Annotated in this window: 12 protein-coding genes; 7 read left to right on the top strand and 5 right to left on the bottom strand. The window is 33.9% G+C overall.

The window, feature by feature from the left end; translation table 11 throughout:
- Window positions 1-17: 17 nt before the first annotated feature.
- The 3 genes from MKY04_RS11760 to MKY04_RS11750 all read left to right on the top strand — a co-directional run bounded on the left by MKY04_RS11760 (window position 18) and on the right by MKY04_RS11750 (window position 2096).
- The gene (locus MKY04_RS11760; protein WP_126294053.1) at window positions 18-806 is read left to right on the top strand and encodes an ABC transporter ATP-binding protein; all 789 of its coding nucleotides are present in this window, start codon (window positions 18-20) and stop codon (window positions 804-806) included.
- A gap of 81 nt (window positions 807-887) precedes the next feature.
- On the top strand, window positions 888-1445 hold the full coding sequence (lepB, locus tag MKY04_RS11755) for a signal peptidase I (RefSeq protein WP_126294052.1): 558 nt from the start codon (window positions 888-890) through the stop codon (window positions 1443-1445).
- Window positions 1446-1607: 162 nt separating this feature from the next.
- Window positions 1608-2096 carry an SRPBCC family protein gene (locus MKY04_RS11750; RefSeq protein WP_126294051.1) on the top strand — a complete coding sequence of 163 codons (489 nt, stop codon included), beginning with the start codon at window positions 1608-1610 and terminating at the stop codon, window positions 2094-2096.
- Window positions 2097-2494: 398 nt separating this feature from the next.
- Here MKY04_RS11750 and guaC read toward each other — a convergent pair whose 3' ends face one another.
- Window positions 2495-3478, bottom strand: coding sequence for a GMP reductase (gene guaC, locus MKY04_RS11745; protein WP_126294050.1), 984 nt, complete (start codon window positions 3476-3478; stop codon window positions 2495-2497).
- A 291-nt stretch (window positions 3479-3769) separates the two neighbouring features.
- Between guaC and MKY04_RS11740 the strand changes: the two genes are divergently transcribed.
- Both MKY04_RS11740 and MKY04_RS11735 read left to right on the top strand, forming a co-directional pair.
- Window positions 3770-4003, top strand: a complete 234-nt coding sequence (locus MKY04_RS11740; RefSeq protein WP_126294049.1) for a hypothetical protein — start codon at window positions 3770-3772, stop codon at window positions 4001-4003.
- Between the two features lie 110 nt (window positions 4004-4113).
- Window positions 4114-4329 carry a hypothetical protein gene (locus tag MKY04_RS11735; protein WP_126294048.1) on the top strand — a complete coding sequence of 72 codons (216 nt, stop codon included), beginning with the start codon at window positions 4114-4116 and terminating at the stop codon, window positions 4327-4329.
- Window positions 4330-4375: 46 nt separating this feature from the next.
- Here MKY04_RS11735 and pdxA read toward each other — a convergent pair whose 3' ends face one another.
- From pdxA to MKY04_RS11715, 4 genes are all read right to left on the bottom strand, one after another.
- Window positions 4376-5371 carry a 4-hydroxythreonine-4-phosphate dehydrogenase PdxA gene (gene pdxA / locus MKY04_RS11730; RefSeq protein ID WP_126294047.1) on the bottom strand — a complete coding sequence of 332 codons (996 nt, stop codon included), beginning with the start codon at window positions 5369-5371 and terminating at the stop codon, window positions 4376-4378.
- A 1-nt stretch (window position 5372) separates the two neighbouring features.
- Complete coding sequence (locus MKY04_RS11725; RefSeq protein ID WP_126294046.1) at window positions 5373-6662, bottom strand: four-carbon acid sugar kinase family protein; 1290 nt, start codon at window positions 6660-6662, stop codon at window positions 5373-5375.
- Between the two features lie 75 nt (window positions 6663-6737).
- Window positions 6738-7727 carry a 2-keto-3-deoxygluconate permease gene (locus MKY04_RS11720; RefSeq protein ID WP_126294045.1) on the bottom strand — a complete coding sequence of 330 codons (990 nt, stop codon included), beginning with the start codon at window positions 7725-7727 and terminating at the stop codon, window positions 6738-6740.
- 167 nt (window positions 7728-7894) lie between these two features.
- The gene (locus tag MKY04_RS11715) at window positions 7895-9568 is read right to left on the bottom strand and encodes a sigma-54-dependent transcriptional regulator (RefSeq protein ID WP_346234420.1); all 1674 of its coding nucleotides are present in this window, start codon (window positions 9566-9568) and stop codon (window positions 7895-7897) included.
- A gap of 272 nt (window positions 9569-9840) precedes the next feature.
- Here MKY04_RS11715 and MKY04_RS11710 point away from each other — a divergent pair, with 272 nt between their 5' ends.
- On the top strand, window positions 9841-10680 hold the full coding sequence (locus tag MKY04_RS11710; protein WP_281274601.1) for a 3D domain-containing protein: 840 nt from the start codon (window positions 9841-9843) through the stop codon (window positions 10678-10680).
- Between the two features lie 676 nt (window positions 10681-11356).
- Entirely contained in the window at window positions 11357-12655 is a 1299-nt protein-coding gene (locus MKY04_RS11705) for an ammonium transporter (RefSeq protein ID WP_126294043.1), read from the top strand.
- The last annotated feature ends 36 nt before the right edge of the window (window positions 12656-12691 follow it).

The raw sequence follows: 12691 nt of genomic DNA, 5'->3' as shown, positions 1-12691 counted from the left end.
AAATGGGGTGTCATAAAATGATTTCGATACAGCAATTAAATGTTCGCAAGAATAAAAAGGATATTTTAAAAAATATAGATTGGAATATTAATAGAGGGGAACATTGGTCGATACTTGGATTAAACGGTTCAGGAAAAACAACCTTATTAAATATTATTAATGGATATTTGTTTCCAACCTCAGGAAAAGTTGAAGTTTTAGGAGAAGTTTTTGGAAAAACTTATATACCTGATTTACGAAAGAACATCGGATTAATTAGTCACTCTCTTCAAATGCAAATGAAAGATTTTGAAAGTGTTTTAAGCATTGTCTTAAGTGGAAAATTTGCTTCAATCGGTCTATATGAAGCGGTTGAAAAAAAAGATGTTGAACTAGCTCAACACTATCTAGAACTGCTAAACTGTTCTCATTTGCAAGATTCGCAATACGGTATTCTATCGCAAGGAGAGCGTCAAAGGGTATTAATTGCAAGAGCGTTAATGGCTACACCCAAAATACTTATTTTTGATGAACCGTGTAATGGCTTGGACATTATTGCCCGTGAAGAGCTTCTTCAATTTATTGAAAAAATTTCAACCGAACCAGATTGCCCAACATTTATTTACGTTACACATCATGTCGAAGAAATTTTGCCATGCTTTACACATACATTATTGTTGAAAGAAGGACAAGTTTTTGCACAAGGCCCTTCAGCTGAGATGCTGACAGAGTCAAATCTATCCGCATTTTACGACCGCCCTGTATCGGTTCTTGTTGAGCAAAAACGTACTTGGATTGCATTGAAGGATAATTTGCAACATAATTAAAGAAGAGGGTCTCTTCATTTGAGCGTAAATATTTTAAAAGCGATTTTTGAAAATGTAAAAAATAAAAATAGATAGGCGGTAATAATCGTGAATGAAGTCTCAAAACCCAAAAATGATTTTTTATCATGGCTGGTAGTAATTCTTTTTGGAATTGTTATTGCTTTTGTCTGTCGAGAATTTCTCTTTTCTCCTCTTATAGTAAAAGGGGCTTCTATGATGCCTACTTATGAGAGTGAAGATGTTATTATTGTTAGCAAAGTTAGTGAAATTGACCGTTTCGATCATGTTGTTTTTAAGGCGCCTTATGAGGATGAATATTATATTAAACGGGTGATTGGTCTTCCTGGTGATTCGGTAGAAATGAAAGATGATGTTCTAATTATAAATGGGGAAGAATATGAAGAACCATATGTAAATAGGAATACTGAAAATCCTTTTCAAAGAAGGGTAACGGAAAACTTTACATTAGAAGAGATTACAGGTGAAAAAGTTGTACCTGAAGGATATCTATTTGTTTTGGGTGATAATAGATTAAGAAGCTCAGATAGCCGCCACTACGGACTAATTCCAATTGATTCCTTGCTGGGGGAATCTAAAATAAGAATATATCCACTTAATCATTTAAAGTTATTTAATTAACCATTTTTAGTTTAAAACGATTTCATATTTAAAACGTCTATCCTTTATGATGGACGTTATTTTATTGTTAAGGCTGCATCGAAAGTGATAGCGACAGATGCAGGGCGCTTGGGTTTTTCTTGTTGGAAATTGTTTATAATGAATAGAAAGGAGGGATGTATATTGTTAGCATCTATAACAAAAAGCAACAATGAGTATATTGCAGTTTATGAACGGTCATTTAATCAACCGGTTGAAGTTGTGTGGGGAGTATTAACTAAAAATGACCAGTTGACGAAATGGATGAGCCATCTCGAAATAACAGATTTACGAAAAGATGGACAGATTATTTTTAACTATAATGATGGATCTAATAATTTTGAAAAAATGAAAATAACTGATTTTGAGGACCAATCAGTCATTGAGTTTGAATGGGGAAAGAATATTGTTCGATTTGAAGTTCATCCTACTGAAACGGGATCTATTTTATTATTAAAAGAATTTATAAAAGAAATTACTAATCATACACCTAAAGACTTGGCTGGTTGGCATATGTGTTTAAATGTTTTTAAGGATGTAGTAAATGGTACAGCAAATCAATTGCCTAATAATGATGAGTGGGAGAAATGGTATAAGGAATATATTCATATAGTAGGAGCAATTGAAAAGTAGTGACAGATTAAAATCAAAACCTCAAAGAAGCAGAATAGCATCGTTCTTCGAGATATGCTTGTGTCTATAATCTTTTTACTTCGATAGGAGCTAAGGTGAGAAAATGAAGTTTCTATAACGTTGAAGAAGTTACGAAAATATAAAAAGAAACGAGTAGATTACATGGAATGAAAATCTATTCGTTTCTTTTCACTTACTAGGAAATTTTAAAATTTTCACTTGTGGATAAAATGTCTAGCACACAATCCAGCTTCATCGAGATTGCGGTATGCCCCCGGTTGAAAGCTGGTAAAGCTTCATGATTCGGCTTGTAGAGTTACATTGATGTATTAGTACCGACAATGTCATAAAAGTCCTTTTACGACGAGTAAGGGTAGAAGCAGCGCTAACATTTTCTTTTAATAAACCTTATCACCGTTAAAGATTGAATTTTTAACAATTACGTAATCAACTGTACGGATAGCATCAAGCTTTTTGCCGCCTGCATATGAAATAGAGGATTGTAGATCTTGCTCCATTTCAACAAGCGTATCCATCAATGAGCCTTTATGTTCAACATACATTTTTTTGCCTTCAACGTTTTTCTTTTCACCTTTTTGAAATTCTGAAGCAGAACCAAAGTATTCCTTAAACTTTTTGCCGTCTTTTTCAATTGTTTGACCAGGAGATTCTTCGTGGCCTGCAAATAGGGAACCAATCATTACCATTGAAGCTCCAAAACGAACTGATTTTGCAATATCACCGTGTGTACGAATTCCGCCGTCAGCAATAATTGGTTTTGTTGCTGCCTTTGCACACCAGCGAAGTGCAGCTAATTGCCAACCGCCTGTACCGAATCCTGTTTTAATTTTAGTTATACATACTTTACCTGGTCCAATACCAACTTTTGTTGCATCTGCTCCAGCTTGCTCAAGTTCTCTTACTGCTTCAGGTGTTCCAACATTACCTGCAATAACAAAACTTTGTGGCAAATGTTTTTTAATATGTTTAATCATTTCAATTACTGCATTTGAATGACCGTGTGCAATATCAATTGTAATAAATTCAGGAATTAGTTCTTCTTTTGCCAATTGTTCGATAAAGTCATATTCTTCAGACTTAACACCGACAGAAATTGATGCAATTAATTTGCGTGAATGCATATTTTTAATAAATTCTGCACGTGTTTCTGGATTGAAACGGTGCATGATATAAAAGTAACCGTTTTCTGCTAATTTAATTGCAATTGATTCATCAATAATTGTTTGCATATTAGCAGGTACAACAGGCAGTTTAAATTTATATCCACCAAATGTTATAGAAGTATCACATTCAGAACGACTGTTTACAATACATTTATTTGGAATTAGTTGAATATCTTCATAATCAAATACGTTATCCATTTAAAAGCACCCCTAAATCACGAATATTTTTTTATATGTCAGGCTAAATGTTCGCCCTTTGGTAATTTACCTTATTTTTAAGTTGATGTCAAAAGATTTTATAAAAAAAACTATTATTTATAATTTGTCCGTTATATCTACAAATATAATTAATTGAAATTTGTATAGGAATTAATGATTTTCCGGAAGAGAGTATGCTCTTTTTTTATGTTAGAACATATAACGTGTAGAAGTTTTTTTGTATAAAACGGATTCTTGGTAGTTATATTAAAAACAAAGGAGAGGATATGTTTGCCTAGAAATTCAGAAAATCAACATGTAGAAGCAACACCGCATTTCGATGGCCCAAAGGAAAGTATTGTGAACGATTCAACAGCATCTGCTGGGGACAAGCTAGGTATGTTTATAGAAAAGAAAACATCATTAGAGATTGGTATGGAGAAAAATCCTTTTAAATTTACACCAAAAAAAGATCCTATGATGGAGCGTTTTGAAAAATTAATGAGAGGTACTAAAAAGGAGTAATATAAAACGATAATTCCTTTTTTAATTGTAATGTTAAGTTTTCTGTCACGACATTCGCACAGTGATTAAACTTTTTCCTTCATAAAATAGATGAAGGAGGGAGCTAATCGATGCTTGATAAAATCAAATTGTTAATAGGTCAGCCGATTGGCGTATCGTTCAAAAATGGGCTGAGTGTCTCAGGAGTATTATGTAATGCAAATGAAGACGAAATTTGTTTAATGGAATATTTATATCAAGCTAAATTTGTACAAAAATATTATGATTATGAAATGATCCAAGGAATATATATATTTCCTAGCTATGATAAAGATCTTTTAAATTGAAATAAATATAAAAATCCCCTTGAAAAAACAAGGGGATTAAGTTTAATTAAAATTTCGGAGCTAGTTCGATAGCTGAATTGATTGCGGCAATCATGCTTTTTTCACCAGCTATATTTTTCCCAGCAATATCAAATGCAGTACCATGGTCTACTGATGTGCGGATAATACCGCCTTTTAAACCTACTGTAATATTGACACCATCTTCAATACCCATTACTTTTATTGGAGCATGTCCTTGATCATGATAACAAGCTACTACAATATCAAAGTCACCGCGGCCTGCTCTAAAGAATAGCGTATCCGCAGGAAGGGGACCTGTTACATTAATCCCTTCATCTTGAGCTTTTTTAATGCCAGGTTCAAGTTTTTCTTCTTCTTCTCCATAGCCGAATAAGCCATTTTCTCCTGCATGTGGGTTAATACCGCAAACAGCTACTCGAGGATTTTCAAAGCCTGCATTTTTAAGTGTATCGTGAGCTAATTTTACAACTGTATACGTTCTTTCAGGTGTAATGCTGTTAATTGCATCAATTAATCCAATATGAGTTGTTAAATGGATAACACGTAAATTAGGTGTAGTTAACATCATAGAGAAATCTTCTGTATCTGTTAATTTTGCCAATATTTCCGTATGTCCAGGGTACATATGACCACCTAAATGCAATGCTTCCTTATTTAATGGAGCAGTACAAATAGAGTTGATTTTTTTCTCCTTTGCAAATTCGATTGCCTTTGCTAAAAACTGAAATGCCGCATCACCAGCTTTAGCATTTACTTCACCAAATGGTAAATCAGCAGGCAATAAATCTAAATGTATACAATCAATTGTTCCAAACTCGTATTTTGCATCTTTAGGATCTTGAATGGCATGAATAGTAGCTGAAGAACCAACGATTGGAACAACCCTTTCCAGCATTTTAGCATCTCCAAAAACTAATGGTTTACAAGTTTCGTATAATTCCTTATAACCTAAAGCTTTTACGATAATTTCTGGTCCAATACCAGCTGCATCACCCATTGTAATTCCGATAATTGGTTTCATTTTATTGTTCTCCCTTCAACTTTTGTAATGCATTAATAAAGACTTGTTCAGTCCCGAATCCGCCTGCTTTTGTTATTACGTATACATCATCAATTCCGAGAAACTTTGAAATTGGTACACCGATTTCAATTTCATCTAACAGTTCAAAGCCCTTTATATCACTTAGCAGACAAAATTGTTTAGCCGTATCTCCACCGGTTAAAGAATAACCTTTAAATATTCCTTCTTTTAGTAAAGAGGAACAAATTGAGCCTAAAGCTTTAACAATTTCATTACTAATTTCTGTTTTACTTAGATTTTGTTTATTGCCAGTTTTCCATGCTTTTTCAATGTCTTCTTTTTCAGCAGTTGAATAAATCACAATATCCAAGCCTTCACTAGCTTTTTGTATTGCTTCATTATAAACTCTTTCAATTTCTTCGATGCGTTCAATTTGAGAAGAAACAGCTTTAAAAGATTCAAATGCGATTGAGTGCAGATTTGGCTGATCTAAAAGATTCTTCAATTGAGATCTAGAATTTTTATTAACACTTCCAATGACAGTTAAAATTGGACCTTCATTGTTAGGAATGTGCAAAGTTTGTGTTGTTTCACGAATTTCATAATAAGCAGGAAGATAATTTGCAATACCAGCAGATCCTGCCCATGCAAAGTGATAAGGTAAATCTTTCGTATCATTAAGTATTTGCTGTAAATGAGCTTCTTCAGTTGAATCGACAATAATATATGGAATTTTCTCATTGTAGAATTTTTTCAGCATTTCTTCTATATGATTTTTACCTAAAGCAAGGTCATTTACCGTAATTGTTTCTATTCGCTGAGCTGTTTGATTTTCTAAAAGTTCAGTTAAGGAAGAAACAGTTACTGGCGTTTTAGGATCCTTTGCAATTTCTGATTCTCCCAATGGAACACCGTTTAAATAATGGACAGAGTTTAAAATAGTACGATTATTTTTCGGGTAACCAGGAGCAATCATGACAAAGTCAGGTATTAGTACATCATAAACTGCATCGATTTCGGCACCGATATTTCCACGCATAGTGGAATCCAGCTTTTTAAAGATATTTGTAAAGCCTGCATTTTTTAAAGATAGAACTACTTGTTTTACTTTGTTGTAAGCCTCCACTTTATTAATGGAACGACTATCTGTGTCATATACAACAGCCTCATAGTTTTTTACATTTTTCTCGTCTATATCAAATAATACTGCTGTTTTTAATCCGTGACGAGCAAGTTGAACTCCACTATCATTAGCGCCCGTTATATCATCAGCTACGATCGCTATTTTCATTTCTTTTTTCCTCCAATTCTTGCTGTCTTTAAGTAGAAAAGGAGAGAGGCTGCATGGAGCTCTCTCTCTAATTTTTTATTGTACTTTTGGTTCGTTGTATTTTGCAACACCGCCAGATTTTTCTAACCGTTTAACTAAGAACCCAATAAAAATAGGCAGTAATATTGCGGTTGTTACAACACTTGCCGCTACTTGAACTGTTGCAATTTCAGCAACGGGTGCAAATGCTGCATTTGCCGCTGCGATTGCTGCCGGTGTTCCTACAGCATTGCCGGCTGTTGAACCTTCAGCAGCTCCGACAATTGGGTTCCAACCGAATGCTTTAAATACAAAATAGCTTATACCGCCTGTAAGAAGTACTGTTAATACCCCAAGAGCGATACCGCCTAATCCACCTTCGATAATTGCCGAGAAGTCGATACCCATACCAAGTGAGAAGGCGAAGAATGGAACTAACATATCGCCGCCTTTTTGTAGCCAAGCACCCATTTCGTGGTCTAGGTTTCCGATAACAACCCCAACTAATACAGGTACTAACACAGCGATAAATGAAACGGGCGAGAATAGACCGTTAGTGAATCCCATTGCGCCAAAAATTGCTAAAGCTACCATTGTTAAAAATGGGCCATCATTTAAGGCTAGGATTGGATATGCCGCTTTATCATCTTCTTTCCCATATTGACCAACAAGTGCTACATATAAACCACCGTTGGAGTTTGTCATTGCAGCAATAATCGCAATAGGGGCTAAACCTAAAAATAAACCTGTTTCATCGTCTGCAAGGAAAATAGCAATTAACCCGACAGCTGCACCAATTAGCCATTTAATGATTAAAAGAGTTGTACCTTTTTTAATTGAAGATCCAGCCGATTTCAAAGTAATTTGAGTACCTGCAATTAATAAGAATAATGCAATTAATGCGCTTGAGCTATTTACAAATAATGCTTCTGTAAATCCACCAATTCTAAGAGCGTTTGGGAAGAAAGTATTGATTGTAGCTGCAAGTAGTAGAGGAACAACCATCATTCCGCCTGGAATCTTGTCAAGAGTGCGTTTAATTTTCATCTTATTTACTCCTTTTTAGGTTTTGTTTAAAAATAAAGCGTTTTCATTAAGTATATTTTACTAGATTGTGTTATAAAACACAACACTATTTTTCTAAATTGATAGATTATTTAGTTAGGTGTTTAAAAATGCAAAAGTATAAAACTAAAAAAGCGAAAACTTAAAGATTACTCTTTAAGTTTTCGCCATAAAGTTGCCCGATTAATACCTAATCGTTCAGCTGTTTTAGATTGGTTATAATTTTCTTCTTTTAAAACTATTTCTATAATTTCCTTTTCAATTTCCTTTAAAGTACCCTTGAAAGAAATTGATTTTAATGAAGCTTTTTCTTGTTGCAATACTTCTTCAACAGTTTCTTGATGTATAACATAATCATTTTCTGCAAGAGTAATTTGCTTCACTATATATTTCAAATCGTCAATGTGAGAAGGGTAATTAGCTTTTTGTAAAATACTTAAGGATTCGTTTTTAATTTTTATTGCACGAGTTCCAAGTTGTTCATGATTTTTGGAAATAAAATAATGTACAAATGGTTCAAAATCTTCTTGCCTCTCCAGTAGGGGAGGTAATTGAATTTTATTTAAATGTAATGGATTAAAAAGTGAAGTGTTTATATCTTTTTCAGACATTATAAATAGATGGATATTTAAATTCATGCATTTTTTTATAAATGGAATTATGTTATTTACATCCTTCACTGTATCTATACGGATAAATTTAATGGTTCTAACATTTTGCAGTGGGATTGTATCGATATGGTCTACATCAAATAATTCGAAATCAATTGTTAAAAGTAAACCGTCAATCTCTTTTTGTTGATGAATAAAAGTAGAGATAAAATCTTTCCCTGTCCCTTTTTCTCCAAGCAACAAGATTGGTTCATTCTGCTGGAAATAAGTTTGTAGTTGGTCAAAAACAATTCGCATTCGTTCGGATTGTATTATTAAAGGTTCAAAGGAATGACTTGTCATTACGGATAAACCTTGTTGATTAAAGTTTTTTAATGGATGTTTTTTAAACGTAAAAAGTTTATATTGATTTCCTTCGAAAAAATAACCATTTATTTCAATGATATAACCATTGGTAACATATTTCCTTGAACCTTCATTTTTATTAATTTCAATAGCGGTTTTTAATATGTTAACTTGTTCCGCGATTTCTGGCTCCAGCACCATGTTTGTGAAATGCTCGTAGACGACTTCATTTCTCTCATCAAGCATTAATAAATTGTCGTATTTTTTTAAAAGCATTTGTTCAAAAATAGTTGACGTATTGTTTCTTTTATTCAAATAACTGTACAGCTGTTTGGCGTTTTCAAGTGCATTCATAATGGATTCTTTTCCTGATTGAATTAGCAATCCTTTAAGACCATACGCATTGCTTGTTTTATAAGTGATGAAATCGCCAACGATTTGTTGATAGCCTTTATTTTTCAATTCTACAATTAAAGGGGCAACCTCCTCGGAGTTTTGTACTGTATAAACTGATAAGGGCAATTCCATTAAGTCTATAATTGATTGTGCAGCAGAAGTAATATTTGAGAATCCAACAATGGCTGTTTTATTCGATAAATTAGAAGCTAATGTAAGGGAACGCATCATGTCATAGCCTGATACTTGCATATCCAGTACAGGAATGTTTACTGCCGCTTTAATTAACTTTGCTGTTCCGCCTCGACTGATAATAATGTCAGTATCCTTTTGTTCATCTAATAATGCAATTTTTACACCATTCTCCAAATCTCCGACAGATACTCTAATAGTTAATTCAGGAAAGTAGGGAATGCAATCGTTGATAATTGGGATCATTGCTTCATAAGGGGTTATTATGTGTATGTTCATATTCACTCCAACTTTCTAAAGACCTAAAGGGTGTTAATAAATTATAAAAAAGCTCCAAAAACCACTATATTCTTATATAACAGTCTACTATAACTTTTTGACAGAGTGAATCTTAGAATACTTGCGTAAGGGAATAATCCTCACTATTTTTTAATGGTTTAATCAGGTGATACTTCTATTTTTATATTATTATGTATAAATATGTAAATTTTGGGACAATACTTAGTCATATTCATACAAATTTCTAGTTTAATTGTAAGGAGGACAAAGTATTGAAAATAAAAATTACACTATTAAGTTTAATCTTCACGCTATTATTAACATCCAATGCCTATGGAATGGAATTATTCCGCTCGGCTATGCATACAGGAGAAGAAAATGATTTCTTTTATATTAATAATTTAGGAATGGACAAGGTTTTTGATGATGCATTGTACCGAGATAGGATATTTTATAAAACAGCGGAGCAGCCAAAAACGTATACCGTTGAAAAAGGGGACAACCTATTTAGAATTGCAGTAAATCACAATATTTCGTTAAATGAATTAAAAACTTTAAATAATTTAACGACAGATGTTATTCATCCAGGGGATGTTTTGGTGGTAAGTGAAGATGAAAAGCAAAAACCTATGAGCGTAGTAGCGGATGCATCCACAACTATAAAATTTCTTTTAAACAATATTATTGTAGAACAACCTGAAGAGAATGAAGAAGCTGTTAAAATTGAGCAACCAAGCCAACCAGAACGAACAAAAATAACCAAAACGCAACCAAAGCAACCTACTGTTGTTTTAGATGATGGGGCAGAACCAGCAGGCGCAGAGGGAGAAATGCTAGTTACAGCAACTGCATACACTGCGTACTGTGAAGGATGTTCTGGTACAACAGCTATTGGCATTGATTTACGATCAAATCCAAATCAAAAAGTAATTGCTGTAGATCCAAATGTTATTCCACTAGGCTCGAAAGTTTGGGTAGAAGGTTATGGAGAAGCGATAGCTGGTGATACTGGTGGAGCAATAAAGGGCAATAAAATAGACGTATTTATTCCTTCCCATGATCAAGCGATGCAGTGGGGCGTTAAAAAAGTAAAAGTGAAGATATTGAATTAAATAGGTCGACAAAAAGGTATTCAGAGAGATTTCATTCTGAATGCCTTTTGTAATTTTTTATAAATTTTTGGGTAGTTAATAGACTATTTGATAGTTAGAGAATAATCATCAGGTATTTTTTTAAACTATCTTGGGAAAATTGATGAGTTTCTTTCGATTCCTGGTGCATAAATATCTCCTGTATAAAGGATTTTTTAATCCCTCGCAAGATCGGCCATCGAATCCATATTTTCTTAAAATTTCGAGTTTGTTTATAGTCTGGCTGACTAATTGGTTTATTTTTTCTAAAAACAAAATAATATTATCACGGTGTAACAAAATGTTACATATAAGGTTGGGTTTTGGAAACTGTAATTCTTTAATAAAAGGTTCCCTTTTTACTATATTACAATCGTTCCTCCTCATTAGACGTAAGATAAATTTAATGAAAATTTATGAAATCGTATACATTATCCCCGATTATTTATGATGCTTGAACTTCTTTATACCTATTTTCCTTTTGCTCTAAGAGTTATGTCATATTTTCTGACATCTTTGAAAATAATTTATGAAAATCTTATTGACATTAAATAAATATGCGATACAATAAATGTAAATAAATCATGTTACATTTCCTTACATTATTGAATAATATAACGTAACATGTTGATTTTTATTTGAGAAGGGAGAATGATTTATGGAAGCTGTTCAAGTACTTATGGATAACCTGTGGGTAGCGATTGGTGCAATTTTAGTATTCTTTATGATAGGTGGATTTATTTTACTCGAAGCAGGTTCAACAAGAATGAAAAATGCTGGCCATGTTGCCGGTAAAACAATTTTTACAGCTGGTATTGGTACTTTAGTATTTTGGGCTGTAGGATACGGATTTATTTATGGTGATGGGAACGCATTTATTGGATTATCGAATTTCTTTTATGGTGATGCCTCGGCTGCTGATGGTGGATTAACACCAGCTGTGGATTTCTCTTTCCAAGTAATGTTTGCGTTAGTTTCTCTAACGATTGCATTTGGTGGTTTTGCTGAACGAGCAAAACTATCAGTCTATGTAATTTTCGCTGTATTATTCTCTGCTTTTATCTACCCTGTAGTTGCTCACTGGATTTGGGGGGGCGGATGGTTAGCTGAACATGGTAAACAAGACTTTGCAGGATCGACAGTAGTTCACTTAACAGGTGCAATGGCTGCTTTAGCTGCAACGATGATCTTAAAACCACGTATCGGTAAATATAATAAAGATGGTTCTTCAAACGTTCTTGCAGGTCACAACCAAGTTTATACTACTTTAGGTGTTCTTATCCTTTGGGTAGGGTGGTTTGGATTCAATGGTGCAAGTACTTTCGGAGTTGCTGATGGATTCTTAGGATTTGTCATTCTTAATACGCAATTAGCGGCAGCAGCTGGTGCGGTTGCAGCAATGTTTACAGCTTGGGCTAAAACTGGTAAAGCTGATGTGCCAACTACATTAAATGGAGCTCTAGCAGGTTTGGTTGCTATAACAGCTTCCTGTGGATTTGTAGCTCCTTGGGCTGCTGTTGTTATCGGTTTAATTGGCGGTATTATGGTAGTATTCAGTATGCAACTATTTGAAAAACTTAAAATTGATGATCCAATCGCTGCATTGTCGGTTCATGGTACTGTAGGTGTTTGGGGTACACTTTCAAACGGTTTATTCGCATTGCCTGCATTATCAACTGATATTGACTGGGGGCAAGCTGGATTATTCTATGGCGGCGGCTTTACACAGTTAGGAGTTCAAGCATTAGGCGTTGCTGCTTCAGGTATATACGCTTTTGTTGTTGCATTCATTATCCTAAAAATTATGGATAAAGTGATGGGTGGTCTTCGTGTAACAGAAGAGGAAGAAATCATGGGCTTAGATATAAGTGAACATGGAAGCTATGGTTACCCAGAGCAAATGGCATTAGAGGAAGCAAAATTAACGACAGCTGCTACTAAAGAAAAATTTTCATAATGTACTTGAAAACTTTATACTATAAGAAAAAAGCCT

The organism is Lysinibacillus telephonicus, assembly GCF_039654155.1.
Lineage (GTDB): Bacteria > Bacillota > Bacilli > Bacillales_A > Planococcaceae > Ureibacillus > Ureibacillus telephonicus.
This window is presented reverse-complemented; position numbering and strand designations above follow the sequence as displayed.